This is a genomic window from Vibrio sp. 10N.222.55.A1 (assembly GCF_041473835.1).
Classification (GTDB): domain Bacteria; phylum Pseudomonadota; class Gammaproteobacteria; order Enterobacterales; family Vibrionaceae; genus Vibrio; species Vibrio crassostreae_C.
Map to the genome: position 1 here is coordinate 1 of NZ_JBFRSX010000042.1, position 25,206 is coordinate 25,206.

The 25,206-nt window shown below is 44.3% G+C and carries 26 protein-coding genes and 1 tRNA gene; 12 read left to right on the forward strand and 15 right to left on the reverse strand.

Translation table 11 applies throughout. The features are described 5' to 3' along the window. Window positions 1-281: 281 nt before the first annotated feature. The 3 genes from AB4493_RS13610 to AB4493_RS13620 form a co-directional block, all read right to left on the reverse strand. Window positions 282-1,535: an HD-GYP domain-containing protein gene (locus AB4493_RS13610; protein WP_017063746.1), complete on the reverse strand. Its 1,254-nt coding sequence runs from the start codon at window positions 1,533-1,535 to the stop codon at window positions 282-284. An 83-nt stretch (window positions 1,536-1,618) separates the two neighbouring features. After that, entirely contained in the window at window positions 1,619-2,026 is a 408-nt protein-coding gene (locus tag AB4493_RS13615; RefSeq protein WP_017055297.1) for a VOC family protein, read from the reverse strand. 355 nt (window positions 2,027-2,381) lie between these two features. Continuing rightward, window positions 2,382-2,466: transfer RNA gene (locus AB4493_RS13620), tRNA-Leu, on the reverse strand. 194 nt (window positions 2,467-2,660) lie between these two features. Here AB4493_RS13620 and AB4493_RS13625 point away from each other — a divergent pair. Further along, the gene (locus AB4493_RS13625; RefSeq protein WP_017058939.1) at window positions 2,661-3,137 is read left to right on the forward strand and encodes an RDD family protein; all 477 of its coding nucleotides are present in this window, start codon (window positions 2,661-2,663) and stop codon (window positions 3,135-3,137) included. 64 nt (window positions 3,138-3,201) lie between these two features. On the opposite strand, the gene lptG is transcribed toward AB4493_RS13625, so the two are convergent. After that, complete coding sequence (gene lptG / locus AB4493_RS13630; protein WP_017058938.1) at window positions 3,202-4,272, reverse strand: LPS export ABC transporter permease LptG; 1,071 nt, start codon at window positions 4,270-4,272, stop codon at window positions 3,202-3,204. A 3-nt stretch (window positions 4,273-4,275) separates the two neighbouring features. Next, window positions 4,276-5,376 (reverse strand): LPS export ABC transporter permease LptF, encoded by a 1,101-nt coding sequence (lptF, locus tag AB4493_RS13635; protein WP_017058937.1) that lies wholly within the window; start codon window positions 5,374-5,376, stop codon window positions 4,276-4,278. Window positions 5,377-5,568: 192 nt separating this feature from the next. Between lptF and pepA the strand changes: the two genes are divergently transcribed. The 5 genes from pepA (at window position 5,569) to AB4493_RS13660 (ending at window position 11,789) form a co-directional block, all read left to right on the forward strand. After that, the gene (gene pepA, locus AB4493_RS13640) at window positions 5,569-7,089 is read left to right on the forward strand and encodes a leucyl aminopeptidase (RefSeq protein WP_017058936.1); all 1,521 of its coding nucleotides are present in this window, start codon (window positions 5,569-5,571) and stop codon (window positions 7,087-7,089) included. A 99-nt stretch (window positions 7,090-7,188) separates the two neighbouring features. Then, complete coding sequence (locus AB4493_RS13645) at window positions 7,189-7,638, forward strand: DNA polymerase III subunit chi (protein WP_171733228.1); 450 nt, start codon at window positions 7,189-7,191, stop codon at window positions 7,636-7,638. 102 nt (window positions 7,639-7,740) lie between these two features. After that, on the forward strand, window positions 7,741-10,614 hold the full coding sequence (locus tag AB4493_RS13650) for a valine--tRNA ligase (protein WP_372155188.1): 2,874 nt from the start codon (window positions 7,741-7,743) through the stop codon (window positions 10,612-10,614). A gap of 228 nt (window positions 10,615-10,842) precedes the next feature. Continuing rightward, window positions 10,843-11,247 carry a DUF2061 domain-containing protein gene (locus AB4493_RS13655; protein WP_102320268.1) on the forward strand — a complete coding sequence of 135 codons (405 nt, stop codon included), beginning with the start codon at window positions 10,843-10,845 and terminating at the stop codon, window positions 11,245-11,247. A gap of 47 nt (window positions 11,248-11,294) precedes the next feature. Beyond that, complete coding sequence (locus AB4493_RS13660; protein ID WP_017066666.1) at window positions 11,295-11,789, forward strand: GNAT family N-acetyltransferase; 495 nt, start codon at window positions 11,295-11,297, stop codon at window positions 11,787-11,789. A 49-nt stretch (window positions 11,790-11,838) separates the two neighbouring features. On the opposite strand, the gene AB4493_RS13665 is transcribed toward AB4493_RS13660, so the two are convergent. Together AB4493_RS13665 and rraB are read right to left on the reverse strand one after the other, a co-directional pair. Continuing rightward, a complete protein-coding gene (locus AB4493_RS13665; protein WP_372155190.1) occupies window positions 11,839-12,633 on the reverse strand; it encodes a glycosyl hydrolase 2 galactose-binding domain-containing protein in 795 nt (264 codons plus the stop codon). 125 nt (window positions 12,634-12,758) lie between these two features. Continuing rightward, complete coding sequence (gene rraB, locus AB4493_RS13670; protein WP_017058930.1) at window positions 12,759-13,175, reverse strand: ribonuclease E inhibitor RraB; 417 nt, start codon at window positions 13,173-13,175, stop codon at window positions 12,759-12,761. Window positions 13,176-13,751: 576 nt separating this feature from the next. Between rraB and arcA the strand changes: the two genes are divergently transcribed. The 5 genes from arcA to AB4493_RS13695 all read left to right on the forward strand — a co-directional run bounded on the left by arcA (window position 13,752) and on the right by AB4493_RS13695 (window position 18,351). Further along, complete coding sequence (gene arcA / locus AB4493_RS13675; RefSeq protein ID WP_017069412.1) at window positions 13,752-14,972, forward strand: arginine deiminase; 1,221 nt, start codon at window positions 13,752-13,754, stop codon at window positions 14,970-14,972. A gap of 157 nt (window positions 14,973-15,129) precedes the next feature. Continuing rightward, window positions 15,130-16,134 (forward strand): ornithine carbamoyltransferase, encoded by a 1,005-nt coding sequence (locus tag AB4493_RS13680; protein ID WP_017058928.1) that lies wholly within the window; start codon window positions 15,130-15,132, stop codon window positions 16,132-16,134. A 287-nt stretch (window positions 16,135-16,421) separates the two neighbouring features. Then, on the forward strand, window positions 16,422-17,351 hold the full coding sequence (pyrB, locus tag AB4493_RS13685; protein ID WP_012604860.1) for an aspartate carbamoyltransferase: 930 nt from the start codon (window positions 16,422-16,424) through the stop codon (window positions 17,349-17,351). Window positions 17,352-17,363: 12 nt separating this feature from the next. Then, window positions 17,364-17,825: an aspartate carbamoyltransferase regulatory subunit gene (pyrI, locus tag AB4493_RS13690; protein ID WP_017058927.1), complete on the forward strand. Its 462-nt coding sequence runs from the start codon at window positions 17,364-17,366 to the stop codon at window positions 17,823-17,825. 136 nt (window positions 17,826-17,961) lie between these two features. Further along, window positions 17,962-18,351 carry a RidA family protein gene (locus AB4493_RS13695; protein ID WP_004735319.1) on the forward strand — a complete coding sequence of 130 codons (390 nt, stop codon included), beginning with the start codon at window positions 17,962-17,964 and terminating at the stop codon, window positions 18,349-18,351. A gap of 125 nt (window positions 18,352-18,476) precedes the next feature. Here AB4493_RS13695 and AB4493_RS13700 read toward each other — a convergent pair whose 3' ends face one another. From AB4493_RS13700 to mlaF, 8 genes are all read right to left on the reverse strand, one after another. Further along, window positions 18,477-19,202 (reverse strand): 1-acylglycerol-3-phosphate O-acyltransferase, encoded by a 726-nt coding sequence (locus AB4493_RS13700; protein ID WP_017058926.1) that lies wholly within the window; start codon window positions 19,200-19,202, stop codon window positions 18,477-18,479. A 152-nt stretch (window positions 19,203-19,354) separates the two neighbouring features. Beyond that, the gene (gene murA / locus AB4493_RS13705; protein WP_372155191.1) at window positions 19,355-20,620 is read right to left on the reverse strand and encodes a UDP-N-acetylglucosamine 1-carboxyvinyltransferase; all 1,266 of its coding nucleotides are present in this window, start codon (window positions 20,618-20,620) and stop codon (window positions 19,355-19,357) included. 8 nt (window positions 20,621-20,628) lie between these two features. Further along, window positions 20,629-20,883, reverse strand: a complete 255-nt coding sequence (gene ibaG, locus AB4493_RS13710; protein WP_017058924.1) for a BolA family iron metabolism protein IbaG — start codon at window positions 20,881-20,883, stop codon at window positions 20,629-20,631. Window positions 20,884-20,896: 13 nt separating this feature from the next. Then, window positions 20,897-21,205: a lipid asymmetry maintenance protein MlaB gene (locus AB4493_RS13715; RefSeq protein ID WP_017058923.1), complete on the reverse strand. Its 309-nt coding sequence runs from the start codon at window positions 21,203-21,205 to the stop codon at window positions 20,897-20,899. After that, entirely contained in the window at window positions 21,205-21,834 is a 630-nt protein-coding gene (locus tag AB4493_RS13720) for a phospholipid-binding protein MlaC (RefSeq protein WP_120459707.1), read from the reverse strand. Before AB4493_RS13720 ends, AB4493_RS13715 begins: the two co-directional genes overlap by 1 nt. A 52-nt stretch (window positions 21,835-21,886) precedes the next feature. After that, on the reverse strand, window positions 21,887-22,378 hold the full coding sequence (gene mlaD / locus AB4493_RS13725) for an outer membrane lipid asymmetry maintenance protein MlaD (RefSeq protein ID WP_017058921.1): 492 nt from the start codon (window positions 22,376-22,378) through the stop codon (window positions 21,887-21,889). 2 nt (window positions 22,379-22,380) lie between these two features. Next, window positions 22,381-23,160, reverse strand: a complete 780-nt coding sequence (mlaE, locus tag AB4493_RS13730) for a lipid asymmetry maintenance ABC transporter permease subunit MlaE (RefSeq protein ID WP_017058920.1) — start codon at window positions 23,158-23,160, stop codon at window positions 22,381-22,383. Window position 23,161: 1 nt separating this feature from the next. Beyond that, on the reverse strand, window positions 23,162-23,956 hold the full coding sequence (gene mlaF, locus AB4493_RS13735) for a phospholipid ABC transporter ATP-binding protein MlaF (RefSeq protein ID WP_171733232.1): 795 nt from the start codon (window positions 23,954-23,956) through the stop codon (window positions 23,162-23,164). Between the two features lie 264 nt (window positions 23,957-24,220). On the opposite strand from mlaF, the gene AB4493_RS13740 reads away from it, so the two are divergent. Then, window positions 24,221-25,186 carry a calcium/sodium antiporter gene (locus AB4493_RS13740; protein ID WP_017063737.1) on the forward strand — a complete coding sequence of 322 codons (966 nt, stop codon included), beginning with the start codon at window positions 24,221-24,223 and terminating at the stop codon, window positions 25,184-25,186. The last annotated feature ends 20 nt before the right edge of the window (window positions 25,187-25,206 follow it).

The window sequence follows — 25,206 nt, forward strand, 5'->3', positions numbered from 1 at the left end:
TTCTCAGTGTCAAACACTTATTTGGAATTAATTCCTACTTTCTAAAAGTAGAAGCGAATCATCGCTTAAAGCTAGTTGCCTTACTAACATTTCTCGCTGAAGCCTTGTGGCGTCTGCCGTGTCAGTGAGGCGGCATTATAGAGATGCCGCTCATATTGGCAAGCAATAAATGCGTTTTTTATTAAAAAAAGAGGTTAAGCGAAGACATTTCAACCAAGGGCTTATTTATACCACTTTCACCCCAAGTTTCGAACAAATTACCCACAACGACCTGTGGATAACTACTCTCCACTATCAAAAAAGTAAGATAAACGAGCCCTAGGGTTTAGATACTCTCGAACTTGTTCAGGTAATTTGCTTGGATGAACGGCATTAACGATTTTGATCTCTTTAATAAAGAGGTCAATGATCGGAGCTTGGGTTCTTGGCACGCTAGGATCATAGATAAGTACATTTGGATAAAGCATATGTTTAGCGTTAACGGATATCACAATCCCAATCGAGTCATTTGAAAGCTGTACTACAGTTCCTGGTGGATAGACTCCCATGAACTTAACTAACAGCCCCAAGTTATCTTGGCTATATAGATGCTTGCAGCTCTTATATAGGTGGGACAGTGCCAAATACGGGATCATTTGTTGAGATTGCGTTTTACCATGGCAAAGGTTATCAAATGCATTAGCCACGGCGACTATCTTGGCAAATTCATCAATCTCATGTTCTTTTAAGCCCTCGGGGTAGCCAGAACCATCATTCATCTCATGATGTTGAGCGATCACCTTTTTAGCACTTTCAGGAAAGTCATCAATTGCCGATACAATATCCGCACCGTATTTAGTATGAAGCTTCAGGTAGTTCTCTTCTGGCACCGTTAGTGCACTCTGCTTTCTTAGTATCGCGACTGGTATTTTGATCTTGCCTACATCGTGAAACAACGCTGCGAATGAGAGGTCTTTCAATTGCTGTGTGTTATAGCCTTTGGCCTTTCCTATCATCAGTGCAACAACCGAAACATTTAGAGTATGAAAGTAAATATCTTCGAAATCTGCTTTAGCATTCATAAGGTGCAAGGTGACGTTATCATCGCTCACTAGAGTTTCAACGATATCATCAACAAGAGCCTTAACCTCCCCTACCGCATCTAAAGGTCTGTTACGGATCTTGGTCATCACAGATCGCATTCGAGCAAGCGAACGTTCAAACTCTCTCTCACAATGACTCACCCTGCGGCGGTAAGAGCTAAGGGTTTCGATACGCTCATGCTTATCTTTCCACATTCTTTCCGTTTCAAGGCTTACCTGTGAATCAATATCGACTTCTTGTTCACCTACGTGATTAACAGGTAAAGGTGAGGTATCACTTTGACTCAGGTTTATATAGACGTGCTTAATCCCAAGATGTCGAATTACTTTTACTTGAGCGTCATCTTTGATTTTAAAGCTGTTGAATAAAAATGGGTGTTCATTCCATTTTACGGGGAGTCGTATATGCAGACCGGGCTGAATGCGATCTACGGTAATCTTTATGCTGCCCATTTTTATATATAATATTGATGATTAATCTCTATTTATAATTCTAATAAAACCAAGCAGCAATTTCACTATCCAATTTCACAGGCTCAACTTAAAGAGTCGCAGTGCACCATCCAGCGTATACCGAATTTATCTTCTACTTTGCCAAATCGAGCCCCCCAAAAAGTATCTGCGAGTGGAGTCATTATCCGCCCTCCCTTCTTGAGCTTTTCAAAGATTTGTTCTTGAGTCGCGGTATCTTCAGTCACAAGAGAGAGAGCGAGATTGTTGCCTTCAAGTTCTTTTGCCTTAACACCATCAGACATCATCAGCTTCATACCAAACGCTTCGAACTCAGCATGCATAACCCAATCAGGTTGAGCGCCCTCGATTACCTGTGGTGCATCACTAAAAAGCTGCTTAGATAAAACCACACCACCAAAACACTTGTGATAAAAATCCAACGCTTCATTACAACGACCATCAAAAAACAAGTAAGGGGTTACTGTCAGCATATCTATCTCCTCTGTTAGTCCTTTAAACATAGACAATAGAAAAGAGAATGACAGGTAACATCATGATTTAAGATAATTAATTCATTATCAGATCGAATAGCGAAGGGAAATTATGAGATTTAGGAGTGAAACATCAAGATCTGTCTGATTGAAGAGCAACTGCAACGACACGCCGGATTTCAAATTCACAAACGCCCAAAACGACGAAAGGTCGCTATAAAGCGACCTTTCTATGTTTGGTACCGGTAGGCGGACTGATTGGACAGGCATTCCTGCCGCCACCGCGAAGGCAACGCTTCCTATATCCCAGATACAACAAAGCCCCGACTTTCGTCGAGGCTTTGTCATTTAAATATGGTACCGGTAGGCGGACTTGAACCGCCACGCCCGAAGGCAACGGATTTTGAATCCGTCGTGTATACCAATTTCACCATACCGGCATTATCTTGGGGCATTGCCCTTTCGATGTTTGGCATTATACGTATGCGAACTGATGTGGCAAGTATAAAAACTTGAATTCATGTGTGTTTGCCGATAATTTCGCCACTAAGTCATAAGCTGTGCGTCATGTCTCTTTTCAGGCTAAGCCTTAAACTATATTCTGACGCCTCAATTTTTAAAGAAGTAATAACACATGACATCAACAAACACTCTGCCACCAGCAGGAGTCATGCGCCGATTTGGTGCCTTGTTCTACGACGCTCTGATCGTAATCGCTATTGAAATGTTGGCGGCTGGCGTCATTGTCGCTCTACTGCACGCGCTCATGGCTCTCGGCATTTTTAACCACAGCGGTTATGCCGATGTTAGTGACTTCTTAACCAACCATCCGATTTGGAGCCCTGCATATACCTTTTACTTAGTCGCCGTTTGGGTATATTTCTTCGTGTTCTTCTGGACTAGAGCTGGTCAAACTCTCGGCATGAGAGCTTGGAAGCTGCGCGTTCAAAACAAAGATGGCTCAGCGATCACAGTAACTCAGGCGCTGATTCGTTTAGGTACTTCAGGTTTTGGACTGGCAAACCTATGTGTTCCATTCGATCCTGAAAAACGTGGCTTTCACGATATCTGGGCAAAGACCGAAGTCGTTGTGTTACCACAAGCACGATAATGTGATTTAAGTTAGCTCCAATCAAGATCAAAAAAGGAAGGCGTTATGCCTTCCTTTTTACTATTTACAGTTTCCGCCTCAAGAGCATGATGGCAATTCCAAGGAACACCACGCTCGGGGCTATTGCGCCAAAGGCGGGTGGTATTTGATAAACCAAACTCACTGGGCCAAAGAACTCACTGGATATATAGAAGGTAAAGCCAGCAATAACACCTGACAAAATCCTCGCACCCATGGTCACACTACGCAAAGGACCAAAGATAAACGACAGTGCCATCAACATCATAACCGCGATCGAAATTGGCTGGGTTATCTTTCTCCACAGCGCCAATTCATAGCGTGATGCATCTTGCTCTGACGCCTTCAGATAAGAAACATAATCATACAACCCACTTAACGATAGCTCTTCTGGTTTAACCGTTACTATCGCCAACTTATCTGGAGCTAATGACGTTTCCCAAGAGTAAGTCGGTAAACTTTCTTTAGTAATTTGAAGTTCGTTTTCAAAAGACGTGATCTCTACATCCTTCATCGTCCACACGTTATCTCCAACGTAATCAACTTCGTCAGAATAAATAGCGGTTTTAAGTGCCTTGTTTTCATCAAAGCGCCACATGTTCATTCCATATAGCTTCTGGTCATCGATTTTGACAATGAAGATGAAGTCATTGGCATCACGAGCCCAGACACCACTTTGCGTCGAAATAATATTACCACCAGCAATCGAGATAGTTCTTAAATCACGAGCCATTTTCTGCGCTTGCGGTGCTCCCCATTGACCAAGCAATGTCACCACGATCATCAGTGGAATAGCTGTTTTAAGTACTGATAGGCCGATATCTAACTTAGAGAAACCAGCTGCCTGCATAACGACAAGCTCAGAACTTGCAGCAAGCATACCAAGCCCTATCAATGCGCCAAGCAATGCAGCCATTGGAAAGAACATTTCGATATCACGAGGGATACTCAATAAAACGAAATACAGCGCTTGTAATAGATCGTATGTACCACGGCCAACTTTTCTTAGCTGTTCTACATATTTGATGATCCCAGAGAGACCAACAAACGTCACCAATACCAGTGACGTCGTTGCGATGATGGTTCTGCCTATATATAAATCGAGAATCTTAAACACGGCTTAAGCCAACCTCTTATTCTTGAATTTTTCTTTCAAACGCCTTACTGGCACGCTATCCATAAAGTTGGCACCAATCGCGACAAATAACAATAACGCATTGATTGGCCACATGCCGATTACCGCAGGAATGCTCCCCTCTTCGATTGAAGACTTGGTTGCACTGATTGCTAAGAAATAGGTGAGATAAATCAGTATTGCTGGGCCGATTTTCGCAAAACGACCTTGTCGAGGGTTTACCGCAGACAGTGGCACGACAAGCATGGTCAACAATGGAATACAAAGTACCAAAGAAATACGCCACTGCAACTCTGCTTTCGCACTATTATTTGAGTTACCAATCAGTTCAAGCGTAGGGATCGCTTCCCAGTCTCGACCTTTCTTCTCAACTTCACGCTGACCAATCAGGCCTTCGTATTCTTCAAAGTGCGTCACCCTGTAGTCGAGGCGAGTCGGAATGCCTTCATGACGAGTACCATCGTACATTACGATCACTTGGCGACCATCACTGAGCTCTTTTACATCACCTGACTTCGAGAACATCACACTTGGCAGTACAGAATCACGCGGACGCATTTGAGCTACGAACACGTTTTCTAACTTATTACCGTCGATATCATCAATAAACACGACAGAAGAGCCATCCGGCGTACCTTCAAACTTACCTTTTGGTAGCAAATCAACGCTGTTCTCTGCAGCTACTTCTTCATACATTTGTTCAACTTTGTCTTGTGACCAAGGAGATAACCAAAATGAGTTAAAGGCTGCAACAGATGCCGTAATTAAAGCGAGGTAAAGCGCAGATTGGATCAGGAATTTATTACCGATACCGGTGGCGTTCATGACCACTATTTCACTTTCAGCGTAAAGGCGGCCAAAAGTAAGCAAAATACCAATATAGATACTGAGTGGAAGCATCAATAGGCCCATCGCTGGCATATTTAAGCCAACAATCGACAATATAAGACTCGCAGGGATATCACCATCAGAGGCATCCGCTAAAACACTGATGAATTTTTGGCTGAGAAACACGAGAAAGAGAACAAAAAAGATCGCAAATTGGCTCTTGATTGTCTCGCGGATCAAATATCTAACAATAATCACGCTCAAATTACCTATACAAAACTTGTTTTTTTGATTGAATCACTATAATTTCCCGTTGAACCTTTTATTTTTTTAAATTTTTAGCTAAGTGTTAGCGTTCTTCTTTAAGGTTAGTTCCATTATAGGATCCAACAAGTAAGAACCCATTATCTAACATTTAGTTCGATTTGTCTTCAGGATGTAGGAGTACGCATGGAGTTCAGTGTAAAAAGTGGCAGCCCAGAGAAACAGCGCAGCGCATGTATCGTTGTCGGTGTATTCGAACCGCGCCGCCTTTCTCCAGTAGCCGAGCAATTAGATAAGATTAGCGATGGCTACATTAGTTCACTGCTTCGTCGCGGTGATCTAGAGGGTAAACCTGGCCAGATGCTACTACTGCATCAAGTACCTGGTGTACTTTCAGAACGTGTTCTACTGGTAGGCTGTGGTAAAGAACGTGAGCTAGGCGAGCGTCAATACAAAGAAATTATCCAAAAAACCATCAGTACACTAAACGAAACAGGTTCTATGGAAGCTGTATGTTTCCTTACAGAACTTCACGTTAAAGGTCGCGACACTTATTGGAAAGTTCGCCAAGCGGTAGAAGCGACTAAAGATGGTCTTTACACATTTGACCAATTCAAGAGCAACAAGCCAGAGACTCGTCGCCCACTACGTAAATTGGTATTCAATGTACCAACACGTCGCGAATTGAGCCTGGGTGAGAAAGCAATCTCTCACGGCCTTGCTATTGCTTCAGGTGTAAAAGCGTCTAAAGATCTAGGCAACATGCCACCAAACATCGCAAACCCTGCTTACCTTGCTTCTCAAGCTCGTCGTTTAGCCGACGATTACGAGACAGTGAAGACTAAGATCATTGGCGAAGAAGAGATGGAAAAACTGGGTATGACATCATACCTAGCAGTTGGCCGTGGCTCTAAAAATGAATCGATGATGTCTATCATGGAATACAAAGGCGCTCCGGATCCAGATGCGAAGCCGATTGTATTAGTAGGTAAAGGTCTGACTTTCGATTCAGGCGGTATCTCGCTTAAGCCTGGTGAAGGCATGGATGAGATGAAGTACGACATGTGTGGTGCGGCGTCTGTATTCGGTACAATGAAAGCACTGGCTAAGCTGAACCTGCCTATTAACGTGGTTGGTATCCTAGCCGGTTGTGAAAACATGCCGGGCAGCAATGCTTACCGTCCAGGTGATATCCTAACGACAATGTCAGGCCAAACGGTTGAAGTACTCAACACTGATGCTGAAGGTCGCTTGGTTCTATGTGATGCTCTAACTTACGTTGAGCGTTTTGAACCTGACTGTGTTGTCGATGTTGCTACGCTAACTGGCGCATGTGTTATCGCTCTAGGTCACCACATCAGTGGCGTTCTATCGAACCACAACCCACTTTCTCACGAACTTGTTAATGCTTCAGAGCAAGCAAGTGACCGTGCATGGCGTCTACCAATGGCAGACGAGTACCATGAGCAGCTAAACAGCCCATTCGCTGATATGGCGAACATCGGTGGCCGTCCTGGCGGCACAATCACTGCTGGTTGTTTCCTGTCTAAATTCACTAAGAAGTACCACTGGGCACACATCGACAGTGCTGGTACAGCTTGGAAGTCAGGCGCAGCGAAAGGCTCGACAGGTCGTCCTGTCTCAATGCTAGTCCAATTCTTATTGAACCGCAGCGGCCAAGAGACTGAAGAGCAATCTTCAAAATAATAAAAAGGGCCTACGGGCCCTTTTTTAATAAGCGCTATTTGTTAGACCCTGTTAACCAAGTAACATTGATATCCACGATTTTCAGTTCGAGTATTAAGTATGCAGACTGCTACATTTTACATTGTGCCTTCAGACAGCCCGCAAGCCAGCGAAGATGGTTTTGCTCACTATGTGCTGTTTCTTGCTCAGCACTTTGCAAAACAAGGCGCTAAACTTTATCTCAACTGTAATGACAAAGAGCATGCCGAGCGTATTGCTGAAGTTTTCTGGCAAGTCGAACCCTGTGATTTTATTGCGCACAACTTGGTTGGCGAAGGCCCGAAGTATTCAACCAACATCGAAATTGGCTATCAAGGCGTAAAACATAATTGGAATCGTCAGCTAGTAATTAATCTGGCCGATAATCATACAACCTTTGCGAACGCCTTTGCTCAGGTGATAGACTTCGTCCCTTGCGAAGAAAAAGCTAAGCAACTCGCTCGAGAAAGGTATAAAATTTACCGTCAGGCTGGATATCAGCTACAAACTATCGAGATTCAACATCCATAGTCAAACCTCATAGTTAAAGCTATCTTTGGATTTAGATTCAAGAAGCTTCACTTATGAAGTTTGACCACGATTAACCATTCACAGTATCCGTTTAAGAGCACTATGGAAAAGACATACAACCCAACATCAATCGAACAAGCTCTGTATAAGACTTGGGAAGAGAAAGGCTACTTTAAGCCACACGGTGACACATCAAAAGAAGCTTACAGCATCATGATCCCGCCACCGAACGTCACTGGCAGCCTACACATGGGTCACGCGTTCCAAGATACGATCATGGATACGCTTATCCGTGCTCAACGTATGAAAGGCAAAAACACGCTTTGGCAAGTGGGTACTGACCACGCTGGTATCGCAACTCAAATGGTTGTTGAGCGTAAGATTGCTGCTGAAGAAGGCAAAACAAAACACGACTACGGCCGTGAAGCTTTCATCGACAAGATCTGGGAATGGAAAGGCGAATCAGGTGGCACGATCACTCAACAACTTCGTCGTCTTGGTGCATCTGTAGATTGGGATCGTGAACGATTCACTATGGATGACGGCCTATCGGCTGCGACTCAAGAAGTGTTTGTTCGTCTATACGAAGAAGACCTAATCTACCGTGGTAAACGTCTAGTAAACTGGGATCCTAAACTGCACACTGCAATCTCGGATCTTGAAGTTGAAAACAAAGACAAAAAAGGTTTCATGTGGCACTTCCGCTACCCGCTAGCGAACGGTGTTAAAACGGCTGATGGTAAAGACTACATCGTTGTTGCGACTACACGTCCAGAAACCATGCTTGGCGATACTGGTGTTGCTGTTAACCCAGAAGATCCTCGTTACAAAGATCTTATCGGCAAAGAAATCCTACTTCCTGTTGTAAACCGTCTTATCCCTATCGTAGGCGATGAGCACGCAGACATGGAAAAAGGCACGGGTTGTGTGAAGATCACTCCAGCTCATGACTTTAACGATTACGAAGTGGGTAAGCGCAACAACCTACCGATGATCAACATCCTAACGTTCAACGCTGATATCCGTGATGCTGCGGAAGTCTTCACAACGAACGGCGAAGAATGCGATGTTTACTCAACAGATATCCCTGCTAAGTACCAAGGCATGGAGCGTTTTGCTGCACGTAAAGCTATCGTTGCTGAATTCGATGAGCTTGGTCTTCTTGAAGAGATCAAAGATCACGACCTAACTGTCCCTTACGGCGACCGTGGTGGCGTGGTTATCGAACCAATGCTGACTGACCAATGGTACGTGCGCACAGCTCCTCTTGCAGAGCCAGCAGTTAAAGCCGTTGAAGATGGTCAAATCCAATTCGTACCTAAGCAGTACGAAAACATGTACTTCGCGTGGATGCGTGACGTGCAAGACTGGTGTATCTCTCGTCAACTTTGGTGGGGACATCGTATCCCAGCATGGTACGACAACGATGGTAAAGTTTACGTAGGTCGCACTGAAGAAGAAGTTCGTGAAAAGAACAACCTAGCGCCTGTTGTTGTGCTTAAGCAAGACGACGACGTACTGGATACTTGGTTCTCTTCTGCACTTTGGACGTTCGGCACACAAGGCTGGCCTGAAGATACTGAAGCACTGAAAACATTCCACCCATCTGAAGTACTAGTATCTGGTTTTGATATTATCTTCTTCTGGGTTGCTCGTATGATCATGATGACCATGCACTTCGTGAAAGACGAAGATGGCAAGGCTCAAGTACCTTTCAAAACTGTTTACATGACGGGTCTTATCCGTGATGAAAACGGCGACAAGATGTCTAAGTCGAAAGGTAACGTACTTGACCCAATCGACATGATTGATGGCATCGGCCTTGAAGAGCTAGTAGAAAAGCGTTGTGGCAACATGATGCAACCTAAACTGGCTGCTAAGATCGAAAAGAACACACGTAAAACATTCGAAAACGGTATCGAACCCTACGGTACTGACGCACTGCGTTTCACTCTTGCTGCTATGGCTTCAACTGGCCGTGACATCAACTGGGACATGAAGCGTCTTGAAGGTTACCGTAACTTCTGTAACAAGCTATGGAACGCAAGCCGTTACGTACTAATGAACACAGAAGAGCACGACTGTGGCATGTCACTGTCTGTAGAAGACCGTGCCAACATGGAATTCTCTCTAGCTGATAAGTGGATTGAGTCTCAGTTTGAAGTTGCAGCGAAAGAGTTTAATGCTCACCTAGACAACTACCGTCTAGACATGGCAGCAAACACGCTTTACGAATTCATCTGGAACCAATTCTGTGACTGGTACTTAGAGCTAACTAAACCTGTTCTTTGGAAAGGTACTGAAGCTCAACAACAAGCGACTCGTTACACGCTTATCACGGTTCTTGAGAAGACTCTGCGTCTTGCTCACCCTGTTCTTCCTTACATCACTGAATCTATCTGGCAGAGCGTTAAGCCGCTAGTAGACGGCGTTGAAGGCGAGACAATCATGACTCAAGCGCTTCCTCAGTTTAATGAAGCTAACTTCAATGCTGAGATCGTTGACGACATCGAATGGGTTAAGACTTTCATCACTGCTATCCGTAACCTACGTGCGGAATACGACATTGCACCAAGCCAAGGCTTAGAAGTAATGATCAAGGTTGCTGATGAGAAAGATGCCGCTCGTATCGAAGCGAACAAGATCGTTCTTACTTCTCTAGCTAAGCTAGACGATATTAAAGTTCTAGCTGATGGTGAAGAGACTCCTGCTTGTGCAACTAAACTGGTTGGCAAATCTGAGTTGATGATCCCAATGGCGGGTCTTATCGACAAAGATGCAGAGCTTGCTCGTCTAGATAAAGAAGTCGCTAAGACTCACGGCGAGATTAAACGTATCGAAGGTAAGCTAGGTAACGAAGGTTTCGTTGCTAAAGCACCAGAAGCAGTTATCGCGAAAGAGCGTGAAAAGCTTGAAGGCTACAAGGAAACTCTTGTTAAGCTTGAAGAGCAAAAAGCGACAATCGCTGCGCTTTAAAACCGAGTGAACGAGAAGGCTTCAAACTTCTCGGTCTAAATAGAAAGGTTGGTCTTGGTGACCAGCCTTTTTTTATGTCCCTGATTCCAATATTCCAATGCTTCTCACTCTAGCCGCACTGATTGATAGGTTTCATCTATCAAATTAATCTCTACTTCCCATTATATTTAATGATAATAATTCTCAATAATAGACCTATCGAAACAACACAACGATTGAGTAATTATCATGAAAAAGACACTAACCTTTGCTGCATTACATTTTACTATCGCATTTAGTGTCGCTTATGTACTAACAGGCGACATCTTAATTGGTAGCTTAATCGCTATGATTGAGCCCTCTGTCAATACTGTTGCCTTCTATTTTCATGAAAAGGCGTGGGCTCAAGTTCCAGCGCTTAAAGCTCGTCAGTGGATGACCAAATTAAAAACAGCAAGCTTTGCTAGCATCCATTTTAGTGTTGCCTTTACCGTGGTCTACTTGTTGACTGGAGATGCTTTCATCGGCGGTGTGATGGCCTTGCTAGAGCCAACTTTAAATACCGTTGCTTACTACTTCCACGAGAAAGTCTGGTTACGTAAATCAGGCGACCAAATGGCACAACAACAATTCTGTTTGCACCAACATGCTTAGTCACCATATATTGGGTCACATATTAGTGACCCTTTCATAGGCAGATCATGGAACAAATTGCTGAGTTCACCCTTAGACCCATTACACCGCAAGACAACCCAAGCATCGCACAAATCATTCGCCAAGTTTCGGCTGAGCATGGACTCACAGAAGATAAAGGTTATGGCGTGGCCGATCCAACACTCGATGATATGTACTCTGTCTATAGCCAAGCGAATGCAATGTACTGGGTTATCGAACACAACGGAAAGATCGTCGGAGGCGGTGGCTTTGCCCCTCTAGCAGGTAAACCCAATGTGTGTGAGCTACAAAAGATGTACTTCTTACCGCAAACTCGAGGGCATGGCCTAGCCAAGCGAATTGTCGCTTTGAGCTTAAAGCAAGCCAAGCAACTTGGGTATCAACACATGTATTTAGAAACGACGAAGTGCTTGGGTGCTGCGGTCAAACTCTATGAGAAGCTTGGGTTTGAGCATCTTGAGTCAGCTTGGGGAGAAACAGGCCACGACGCTTGTGAGGTTGTCATGGCCAAGTCGTTATAAGCAGAATGCGCCGCTATAGCGAAAGAAGATAACGCTAAAATATACGGAGTTAACGTAGAAAGTTACTGACGCAAGAAGTTGGGTTCAAGGCAACAAAAGAACTCTCTTCTTGCCCATCAAGTACCACTTCTAATGGGTATAGATACTTGGGGTTAGGATTCTCAATATCAAAAATGATAGGAGCTTCGACCTGGAACACGACGCCAGTATGTTCAGCGCGTACATCAATCGGCATCACGAGAGTCATACCATTAAACTTGATGGATGCCGATACTAACCCCGCCTTTAGCGTTTGATAGATAACATCCACTTTAAACTCACAGCCACCACCGTGGTGCCAGATCTGCTCTGTGACAACTTGCTCTAGCTTGACGTTTCGAACGAACTGCAGGTATGGCGCTTGCCAAACCCCCATGCGTGAATCAGATTTAGCGATAGCCTGTGAAGATACAGAGTCATCCATGTCTTCTTCAAGCAATAGGCTCTCCTCTTCTTCAAGGAAAAGGATCTCGAAACGGTTTCGGCCGGACTGCATATAAGGACGGATATCTTTACGGTATTCAGCTTGGCTACCATCACAATCAAAAACAGCCACACCATTAAGTCGAACTTCAGCAAAATAATCGACTCCAGCCATCACTAACTCAACAAATGGACACGCTAACATAGCGTCATCCACTTCGATGTCGTGCATCAGGTGCCACTCTTGCTCTGCAATTTGACTTTCACTCAAGCTATCAGGGAGCTTTGAGCTTAACGGAGCCGGAAAGGTGATGTCATCTTGTGGGATAGAGAGATCCGTCAGTGGCGAAATTTGCCAAAGACCATCGAGAAGCAACCGCATATCATTCCTTGAGCTAGATCAATTTTGACCGCATTATAATGAATGAATGCATATAAAGACATTTATTTTTCTGAGGGTAAAAAAATGCCAGCTCGAGGCTGGCATTTTTTAAAATTGGGAAAGAATTACTCTTCGCCTTCATCATCTTCGTCTGGGTAGATAGCATCTTCACCTTCGTAGTAAGTGCCCCAACCGTCGTAGATAATGTCAAACTTCTCTGCAAGGTTTACAAGCTTCTCAACTTGCTCATCAATCGCTTCTGCATTCAGAGTACATTGCATCGTTGCATCACAACAAAGTAGCTTATTGCCATCTTCGTCTTCTGTCTCTTCAGCTTCAAGCACTTCAAAGCCCATTTTGAATGCTTCAACAACCGCTTTCTCAAGCACATCGAAATCTTCAGCAAATAGGTGATGCTCGATATCGTATAGAGCTTCAGGATCGCTACCATCTTCAATTAATGCTGTAATGATGTCGCGAGTCTCTTCCTTTTGAAATTCAATTAATTCCGCTACTGATAGATATTCATCTTCGTGAGACATGTGTCTGCTCCAGAGTGTTGACTATGAAAAGATCAAATTTGATTGTCACGAAATATGGCACGGATCGTCCAGAAAAGCCACCCAGATCAGGCCTAGAAAGGTAAGTTTATCGCGAGATCGCAGCGCCAATATCAATTCAAAAGTGAAATCAAAATCACATAAACAAATTTTCAACATTTTATTAACTGCGCCGTATTTTAGCATTTCGTTTTTGTGGCCACTTTAGGGCTTATTGAATAAAACTTGCGTGATTAGTCACGTTAGGTGCATACGCTAAACCGCTTTTGGGGTGCATAAATCCTCAGCTTGTTATCAAAAAGTGCATAATAGTGAATAAAAAATCACGATTAATAAGCAAAATTCAATTCTAACAAGCCACGAATTGAGCATAGATCCTCAAAAACGTTGTTCCGTTCGATAGCCAGTTAGTTGGAATTTAATCTGTATAAACTTAAAAATCACAGGTTTTATGACCAATTATTACCCAAATACCTTGTATTAACTCAATCTACAAAACTTGCATATTACGGACAAGCTTGTCATAAATAGACGCTGGATTAATAGTAAGGATGCAAAATGAGTAAGCTGTACGTTGGCTCCGAAGTCGGTCAATTGAGACGAGTTCTCCTAAATAGACCTGAAAGAGCACTCACCCACCTCACCCCTTCAAACTGTCATGATCTTCTATTTGATGATGTACTTGCCGTTGAAGCCGCTGGTGAAGAACATGATGCCTTTGCAGAAACGCTGCGCAGCCAAGACGTAGAAGTACTACTGCTGCATGACCTGCTAGTAGAAACGCTTGCCGTATCTCAGGCTCGTGAGTGGTTGCTGAATACTCAAATCTCAGATTTCCGTTATGGGCCGACTTTCGCCCGTGACTTAAGAAACTACCTTGCTCAAATGGATAATGAGCATCTAGCAACGATCTTACTCGGTGGCTTGGCCTACTCTGAGCTTCCTATCAAATCATCATCGATGCTGCCTAAAATGCATCGACCACTCGATTTCGTTATCGAGCCACTGCCTAACCACCTATTTACGCGAGATACTTCTTGCTGGGTTTACGGTGGTGTATCGCTTAACCCAATGATGAAGCCTGCACGTCAACGTGAAACGAACCACCTGCGTGCTATCTACCGCTGGCACCCAGTGTTCGCAGGCCAAGATTTCATTAAGTACTTTGGTGACGAAGACCTTCACTACGACAACGCTAACATTGAAGGCGGTGACGTACTGGTTATCGGTAAAGGTGCGGTACTGGTTGGTATTTCAGAGCGTACGAAACCACAAGGTGTCGAAAACCTAGCGGCTAGCCTATTTAGATCAGGCCAAGCGAGCGAAGTGATTGCGATCGATCTACCAAAACACCGCTCTTGTATGCACCTTGATACGGTGATGACACACATGGATATCGACACGTTCTCTGTCTATCCAGAGATCGTTCGTAAAGACCTCGACACTTGGCGCTTAACGCCAAAAGAAAACGGCGAAATGCGTGTCGAGAAAGCTGAAAACTACCTGTCAGCGATTGAAGGCGCACTAGGCCTTGATCAACTGAAGATCATCACTACCGGCGGTGATAACTACGAAGCTGAGCGTGAACAGTGGAATGACGCTAACAACGTACTGACAGTGAAACCTGGTACAGTGATTGGTTATGAGCGTAATGTTTACACCAATGAGAAATACGACAAAGCGGGTATCGAAGTTCTAACGATTCCTGGCAACGAGCTAGGCCGTGGTCGTGGCGGCGCGCGCTGTATGAGTTGCCCTATCGAAAGAGACGGTATCTAAGTCAAAGAGCTCAGTTAAACAGACTCAATAGTCTTATCTAGGCCAGTATTCATTTACTAGCCTTTTTTATCAAATTAATAAAATAAATATTCACAAATATAGCATTTTTATGTTTAACTAAGTTCTTCATTGATTCTATATACGCAAGGAGCGAGAGATGGCCTTTAATCTTCGCAATCGTAACTTTCTAAAACTTCTCGACTTTACTCCTAAAGAGATTCAGTTTTTACTCGACCTGTCTGCTGACCTAAAAAAAGCTAAGTATGCAGGCACTGAGCAGAAGAAACTCAACGGCAAAAACATTGCTTTGATCTTCGAGAAAGCATCAACTCGAACACGATGTGCGTTTGAAGTGGCCGCCTTTGATCAAGGTGCTCAAGTCTCTTACCTTGGCCCTTCTGGTTCTCAGATTGGTCAAAAAGAATCAATGAAAGATACGGCGCGTGTATTGGGACGCATGTACGATGGCATCGAGTATCGTGGCTTTGGTCAGAGTATCGTTGAAGACTTAGGCGCTTATGCGGGCGTGCCGGTTTGGAATGGCTTAACCGATGAGTTCCACCCTACTCAGATCTTGGCTGATTTCCTCACTATGCTTGAGCATGGCCGCGGGAAGCATCTACACCAAATCAGCTTTGCTTATCTAGGCGATGCACGCAATAACATGGGTAACTCTCTGTTAGTCGGAGCCGCGAAGATGGGCATGGATATTCGCCTTGTCGCGCCTAAAGCATTCTGGCCAGAAGAGCAGCTTGTTGAAGAGTGCCAAGCTATCGCGCAAAGCACAGGTGCCAACATCACGCTGACAGAAGACGTTGCTGAAGGTGTTCAAGGCTGTGATTTCCTTTATACCGATGTTTGGGTTTCAATGGGCGAGGCCCCTGAAGCTTGGGACGAACGTGTAGCGGTAATGAGACCATACCAAGTGAATATGGATGTCATTAAGCTCACTGGCAATCCTCAAGTGAAATTCATGCACTGCCTACCCGCTTTCCATAACAATGAAACCGTGATCGGCCAGCAAGTCGCAGATAAGTATGGAATGAACGGTTTAGAAGTTACTGATGAAGTCTTTGAATCGGATTACTCAATTGTGTTTGATGAAGCTGAGAATCGCATGCATACCATCAAAGCGGTAATGGTTGCGACACTGGGTCAATAGCGAATACTGAAAGTAAACAAAAGCGTGATGTAATCGCTTGCGCTCACAAATTGAAAGCGTATAATTCTCGGCAATTTGTCTGAGAGTAGTGAAAATGACGCCAAGCAATGTTGTGATAAAACATAATGATATTGTGAAAACACATAGTAATATTGTGAAAACACCAAATATTGCTCGTAAGCTAAGATGCTTACCAGGCCGTCTATTCTGCTTTTCAGCACTTTTTTAAAGCCTCCCATTATGGGGGGCTTTTTTATGGCCAATACATTATTGTGGGGAAGAAGATCATGGCGAACTCGCTCTATCAAAAGCACATCATCTCAATTCCAGAGCTTTCTCGTGAAGAGCTAGAATTAATTGTTCAAACGGCAGGTCAGCTAAAGGCTGAACCAAACCCAGAACTCATCAAGAACAAAGTTGTTGCCAGCTGCTTCTTCGAACCTTCTACACGAACTCGTCTCTCTTTTGAAACTGCGATTCAACGCATCGGTGGTGATGTGATTGGTTTCGACAGTGGTGGTAACACTTCTTTGGCAAAGAAAGGCGAAACGCTAGCGGACTCGGTACAGGTTATCTCTTCATACGTTGACGCTTACGTGATGCGTCACCCTCAAGAAGGCGCAGCGCGTCTGGCTTCTGAGTTCTCAAACGGTGTACCTGTTATTAACGCAGGTGACGGCGCAAACCAACACCCAACACAAACGTTACTAGACCTATTCTCTATCGCTGAGACACAAGGCCGCCTCGACAACCTAAACGTTGCATTCGTTGGTGACCTTAAGTACGGCCGTACGGTTCACTCATTGACTCAAGCACTAGCGAAGTTCGACAACATCTGTTTCTACTTCGTGGCTCCAGAAGCTCTAGCGATGCCAGACTACATTTGCGAAGAGCTTGATGAAGCGGGCATCAAGTACCAACTATTGACGGACATGGAAGATGTGATTCCTGAGCTCGATGTCTTGTACATGACTCGAGTTCAAAAAGAGCGCTTCGATGAGTCAGAATACGCGCACATAAAATCCGCATACATCCTGACCGCTTCGATGCTGGAAAATGCACGCGATAACCTGAAGGTTCTGCACCCTCTTCCTCGCGTTGATGAAATTACTGTCGATGTCGATAAAACACCTTACGCTTACTACTTCCAGCAAGCAGAGAATGGTGTTTACGCCCGTGAAGCATTGCTAGCCCTTGTTCTTAACGAAACGCTGTAGAGGAGAGATATCATGTCTAAAGAGACTCAATTAAAAGTTGAAGCAATCAGAAACGGTACTGTTATCGACCATATCCCAGCCAATATCGGGATCAAGGTGCTAAAACTGTTCGACATGCACAACTCTCATCAGCGCGTGACGATTGGCCTGAATCTACCGTCTTCTGCACTGGGCGGAAAAGACCTGCTCAAGATTGAGAATGTGTTTATCACAGAAGAACAGGCGAGCAAGCTGGCACTTTATGCGCCTCATGCAACAGTGAATCAAATCGAAGATTACGAAGTAGTTAAGAAGCTACCACTAGAACTTCCTGAGCAAATCAACGATGTGTTCGAGTGTCCAAATACTAACTGTATTACTCACAATGAACCGGTTGAAAGCAGCTTTAAGATCTTTGAAAAGAAAGAAGATATTCGATTGAAGTGTAAGTATTGCGAAAAAGTCTTCTCTCGCGAGATCGTGACAGAAAGATAACGTCATACTGCAAAGAAGACCGAATGTAAAAACTATCAAATACCTCGCCTGTGCGGGGTATTTTGCGCTTTACCTATCCAAAGTTTGAAGGCACACTGAAAATTGATTTTTATCTAATAACTGATGGAATAAACCAATGACTAAAGTACTTCACACAGAATCTGCTCCAGCTGCAATCGGCCCATACGTACAAGGCGTTGACCTTGGCAACATGGTACTGACTTCTGGTCAAATCCCAGTAAATCCAGCAACTGGTGAAGTATCTGCTGATATCGCAGAGCAAGCTCGCCAATCTCTAGACAACGTTCAAGCGGTTGTTGAAGCTTCAGGCCTGACTGTAAAAGACATCGTAAAACTAACGGTATTCGTTAAAGACCTAAACGACTTCGGCACAGTAAACGAAGTTTACGGTAAATTCTTCGATGAGCACGGCGTTGCAAACTACCCTGCACGTTCATGTGTTGAAGTAGCTCGTCTGCCAAAAGATGTAGGTATCGAGATCGAAGCTATTGCGGTTCGCAAATAGGTTTTAATCTTTAGATTAAACACCTTCTAATAAACGACTTAGCGTAATACTGGGTGTTTATTAGATACAAAAAAAGGTTGCCCCGTTGGCAACCTTTTTTATTGTTCATCGTTTCGCTTAGATAATTACTTTTTATTAAGCTCAACCACTTCTTTGTCTAACTCTTCAAGTTTCGCAGCCATCTGCTCACGAGCTAGGTTAGCCAGTTCACGAACATTAGACTTGTCGTAGCCTTCAGTGCTGATTGGTGGCAGCATTTCAACAATCACGTGACCATTGTTCCAACGGTTTAGCTTCACGCCACCGGTTGAGCTACACACGATAGGGATGATAGGCAAGCCAGCACCAATCGCAGCATGGAATGCACCTGTTTTGAATGGCAGCAGACCACGGCCACGAGAACGAGTGCCTTCAGGGAACATCCAAACTGAAACATCGCTCTCTTTTAGACTCGTCACGACCTGATCAATCGTACCTACCGCTTTGCTACGGTTAGCACGGTCAATTAGGATGTTACCCGTCAACCAGTAAAGCTGACCAAATAGAGGCATCCACACTAGGCTTTTCTTACCAACAGTTACCACTTTTGGCGTTACCGCTGATGAAATCGTGAATAGATCCCAGCTGTTTTGGTGGTTCGCCACATAAACATGTTGGCCGCGAGAGTAGGCATCTTCTGGGATGCGAAGCTCTAACTTCATGCCGAAGATCTTCGACATGCGACCGAAATAACGGCCAAAGGTAAATACGTGTTTCGGGTTGCGTGGACTTAATAGGCAGTAACCACAACCAAATACAAACATAAGAATCGCAAATATCGCCACTGCGAAAATACGTAATATTGCTATCATTTTGTTCCTCACCGACCGCCAAGTTGATTCATCTATTCGCGCAAAAATGAGCAATAGATTTACTCGCGGTAAATACAACTATAAAAAAGCCGAAACCAAGGTTCCGACTTTTATGTTTTCATCTTACTGATTCATGAATCCACTAACCTAGGTTAGTTCGACTCACTAAATCGTGTAATGTTTGCGCCTAAGGCTGACAATTTATCTTCAATCTTATCGTAGCCACGATCGATGTGATAAATACGGTCAACGATGGTTTCACCTTGAGCAATACAGCCAGCAATAACAAGGCTCGCAGATGCGCGAAGGTCCGTTGCCATTACTTGAGCGCCGCTCAGTTTTTCCGTTTCACCACAGATAGCCGTGTTACCTTCGATTTCCGCTTTTGCACCCATTCGCTGTAACTCAGGAATGTGCATAAAACGGTTTTCAAAGATAGTCTCAGTGATAACACCACTGCCCTTCGCCATCATGTTAAGCAGAGTAAACTGTGCTTGCATGTCGGTTGGGAAACCAGGGTGAGGTGCCGTTACGATTTTCACCGCTTTCAGTTCACGACCCGTCATATCAAGACTGATCCAGTCTTCGCCCGTTTCAACCTTCGCACCCGCTTCTTCAAGCTTCGCTAAGGCAGCTTCAAGAAGATGAGCGTTGGTGTTGCGACAAACCACTTTACCGCCAGAAACAGCAGCAGCAACCAGGAAAGTACCTGTTTCAATACGGTCAGCAACCACAGAGTGTTGGCCACCACCAAGACGTTCAACGCCTTCGATAGTAATCGTATCTGTACCTGCGCCAGAAATTTTAGCACCCAGTTTGTTTAGGAAGTCAGCCGTATCAACAATCTCAGGCTCACGCGCTGAGTTATCGAGTACTGTTGTTCCTTCCGCTAGCGTTGCTGAACACATGATAGTAATGGTGGCACCCACACTTACTTTATCCATCACGATGTGCGCGCCTTTCAGACGGCCATCAACACTTGCTTTCACATAACCATCTTCCAACTTAATGGTCGCACCTAGTTGCTCTAGGCCGTGGATATGCAGATCAACAGGTCGAGCACCAATTGCACAACCGCCTGGAAGTGACACTTGGCCTTCACCAAAACGAGCGACTAGAGGACCTAAAGCCCAGATAGAAGCACGCATTGTTTTCACTAAATCGTAAGGCGCACAAAATTCATTAATTTCGCTGCCATCAACATGAACACTACCATTACGCGATACTTTTGCGCCTAAACGCTTAAGCAGTTCCATCGTAGTATCGATGTCACGTAGGTGAGGAACGTTACTTACTTCCACTGGCTCTTCAGCAAGAATTGAAGCAAATAAGATAGGTAGCGCTGCATTTTTTGCGCCTGAGATCGTCACTTCACCGCTTAGCGGCTTATCCGATCCAATAACTCGAAACTTTTCCATCATAAACCTTAAAGTGACATCAGTTTCTTATCACGTTCCCACTCTTCCGGCGTGAAAGCCTTAATAGAAAGAGCATGGATGTCATTGCGTTGAATGTATTCCATTAGTGGGCCGTAGATTAGTTGCTGCTTCTTAACTCGATTCATGCCGTCAAAACATGGATCAACCGCAACAACTTCGTAATGACTGCCTTCCCCTTTCACGAAAATTTCCTGAAGGTTCAGTGCTTCTGCTAATAATTCTTGTACTTTTGTGCTGTCCACAAATAGCTCCTGCCTAATTTTTTATGTGTTCTGCCATCATTGGCTGGATATTGCTCAATTGGAACAACGTTCGTAATTGTTCTGGCACGAAACTGAGCATTATATGACAGTTTTGATTTTTTGCATGCTCTAATAAGTGAATTAGCATCACCATTCCTGCTGAATCGACTCGATTTATATGGCTAAGGTCAATTTCAACGCTCGATTCCGTCGTTTGCCACTTTTCCAATATACGCCAGATTGCAGGGACACTGTCTCGGTCTAAATCACCGAACAGTTGATACTCTTTAGAGCTTAGTGCTTGCCATTGAGAATGGCTCATTATTTGTTACTCTCAAAACGAATCGGTTGTGCGGCTAATTTCTCTAGTTCGTCTGCAACTTGTAAGATGCCTTCTTGACGAATCTTAGTATTCCACTCCGATTGCTTGCTCGACAACAAGCTAATACCTTCGGCAACCATATCAAATGCTTTCCACTCGCCAGATTTCTTGTCTTTGCGAAGCTTAAATTCAAGCTTAATGTTTGGTCGCGGCGTATCGATGATGTCGACCTTGATACTGGTAATGCGGCTATCCGCTTTGATTTTTGGTTCTGGACCAAATTCAATCGTCTGATCTGTGTATTGAGTCAGCACTTGGGCATAAGAAGAAACAAGGTATTTACGGAATGAATCGATAAACACGCCCACGTCTTTTCTATCCGCGCCTTTCAAGTTTGGTCCAAGTAACTTAAGAGCTGCATATTGTGCATTCACATAAGGCATCAACTCTTCTTCCACGATGACCTTCAATAACTCTGGATCTTGGTGGATGTTGTCTTGTTCACTCTTCAAACGCTCAAATGCCACTTCGGCAACTTGAGTCATCATCTGGTAAGGCTGAGTACGGTCAATCGATTCTGCAGCAAAGGCTTGGGTAGAAATAAGCAACGCCATTGCCGCCATAAACATTGATTTCAAGTAACCAATAGCTTTTAAATAACTAATAGTTTTCAACATTATCTTATTCCTTAGCTTCGCTGTCATTAGAACCACCAACGCTATACAGCACTTGGCCAATCAAATCTTCTAGTACCAATGCTGACTTAGTGTCTTCAATTGAATCACCATCGACCAACATCTCTTCATCATCAAAAATGAAGCCTGGAACCAGACTAATGTACTGCTCACCAATTAAGCCAGATGTTAAAATTTGAGCACTAGAGGTATCTGGAAATTGTGAGTACTTCCCGTCAATAGACAGTTCAACGACAGGAAGGTAGCTCTCGGTATCAAGCTCAATGCTTTTAACTCGTCCAACAACGACGCCACCCACTTTCACTGGAGAACGAACTTTTAGGCTGCCAATGTTGTCAAAGGTCGCTTTTAGATTGTAAGTATGGTTCGAACCTATGCCTTTTACGTCAGCGACTTGAAAGATCATGATTAAGATTGCGCAAATTCCGGCAATAACAAAGGTGCCGACCCATAATTCTAATTTTCGAGTTTGTTGCATGATTAATTCCCAAACATCAATGCGGTAAGAACAAAATCTAGCCCTAGTACCGCTAGAGAAGAGTGCACTACAGTGCGTGTGGTTGCCTGACTGATACCTTCTGAAGTCGGTACTGCGTCATAACCATTGAAAAGTGCGATCCAAGTTACGGTGATAGCGAAGACCATACATTTGATCATGCTGTTACCAATATCTCGGCCAAGTTCTACTGAAGACTGCATCGCAGACCAGAAACTGCCGTGATCAATGCCTTTCCAATCAACACCAACCAGTTGACCGCCCCAAATACCTACCGCCATAAAAATCATAGCAAGCAATGGCATTGAGATAAGCCCGGCCCAAAGACGTGGTGCAATAATGCGTTTAAGAGGGTCAACGGCCATCATCTCAAGGCTTGAGATCTGCTCTGTTGCCTTCATTAACCCAATCTCTGCCGTGAGTGCTGAACCGGCTCGACCTGCAAATAATAACGCAGTCACCACAGGCCCCAACTCACGCAACAGTGAAAGCGCGACCATTTGACCAAGGTTTCCCTCAGCGCCGTAGTCAATTAACACGACATAGCCCTGCAGGCTGAGCACCATGCCGATAAACAGACCCGAAACTAAAATAATAGCCAATGACTGAACGCCAACGCTATAAAGTTGTTTTACTAATAAGGGGAAGTTTTTTAGTCGCGGGATGCCAAACAAAGCCCCAAATAACATCAGGCTTGCTCGACCAAATGACTCACAGCTCGCAAGTGTACGCTTACCGACACCCGCAATAGTTTTAACAATCATATTAAAACAAATCCTTTTCTAAGCTCTTCGCAGGGAATCTAAATGGTACTGGACCATCGGCTTCGCCTTGCAAAAATTGCTGCACTCTCGGATCGCTATTGTTGTACAACTCATCAGGTGTTCCAGCGGCAATAATCTTGCTATCTGCCATGAGGTAAACCCAATCAGCAATACTCATCACCTCTGGCACATCGTGAGAAACAACAATCGAGGTTAAGCCCAAGGCTTGATTGAGATTTCGTATCAATTCAACCAATACGCCCATGGTGATGGGATCTTGGCCAACAAACGGCTCATCGTACATGATAAGTTCTGGATCCAGTGCGATTGCGCGCGCCAGTGCGGCACGCCTAGCCATTCCGCCAGACAACTCACTCGGCATCAATTGCGCAGCACCACGTAATCCTACCGCTTCAAGCTTAAGTAATACGATGGTACGAATGAATTTTTCATTAAGTTCAGTGTGCTCTCGCAGCGGAAACGCCACATTATCAAAGACATTGAGATCCGTAAAAAGCGCACCCGATTGAAATAGCATGCTCATTTTCTTACGTGCTTGATACAGCTTTCGACGTGATAATGCAGGGACATTGTCGCCATCAAACCAAATTTCGCCTTCATCTGGCGGCAGTTGCCCACCAATCAAACGCAGTAAAGTCGTTTTGCCAATCCCAGACGGCCCCATGATTGCGGTTATCTTGCCTTGAGGCACCTCTAAACTGATGTCATCAAAGATAACGCGCTCACCACGTGAGAAGCTGAGGTTCTTAACTTTCACAAGCTCAGTGTTCAACATATTTTTGTTGTTTCCTTGCTTTAAAAAACGCCAATTATGGCTGCAATAATAATGAGTCTACTTTAGAATTAAAAGCACTGTTCAATTAATTCATATTAAACAGGAATCTATGCAGGGATTTGAAAGCATTAGGAAATTATCTATTGAGCTCTCTTTCTTGCCTGCTAACTGGTAATTAATTTGCCGAGTGACTTCCCTTTTATCTAGCAACAGGTCAAAATTAGCGGTTAATTCTCCGTTTTTATTAATTTTTTAGGAATCATCATGCTTGAAGCGATTGCGTTTCTTATTATCGGTCTAGGTTTTTTGGTGTGGAGTGCAGATAAGCTGGTTTACGGTGCCGCTGCTCTTGCTCGCAACTTCGGTATTTCACCACTAGTTATCGGTATGACGATCTTAGCAATGGGGTCTTCGGCTCCTGAAATGATGGTTTCTGCGACAGCAGCCCTTGATGGCAAAACAGATACAGCTGTAGGCAACGTACTGGGCTCTAACATCGCCAACATCGCGCTGATTTTAGGTATTACAGCCCTTATCAAGCCGTTATCGATTAGCTCAGGCGTGATTCGTCGTGAACTACCATTAATGATCGGTGTCACTCTGCTAGCGGGCGCCCTATTGTGGGATAACCATTTAGGCTTCTATGAAGGCGTGTTGTTGTTTGTTCTTTTTGCCGCGTTTTTGTTTGCTATGTTGCAAATCAGCCGCAGCGAGAAAAAGAACGGCGATGCTTTCCTTGATGAGCAAGAATCAGAGATCCCTGAAGGCGTAAGTAACCCTAAGGCTGCAATGTGGGTCGTGATTGGTCTAATCGTCCTACCTTTAGCTGCTGATATGCTGGTAGATAACGCTGTGATCATTGCGAAGTTCTTCGGCATGAGCGACCTTGTCATTGGTTTAACCATCATTGCTGTTGGTACTAGCCTTCCTGAACTTGCAGCATCACTAGCCGGCGTTATGAAGGGTGAAGATGATATGGCTGTAGGTAATATCATTGGTTCAAACGTATTCAACATCCTTGCTGTTATGGGTATCCCGGGCATCCTAAACCCTTCGATCTTGAGCGAGTTCGCTATGGGTCGTGACTTCTGGGTAATGCTAGGCGTATCGCTACTACTTGTTGTGATGGCACTAGGAAAATCTCGTAGTGTGAATCGTATTGAAGGCGGCGTGTTAATTGTGACGTTCGTGGCCTACCAAAGTTACCTATTAATGAACATGTCGGCTTAATTGTTGATTTAACTTCCCGT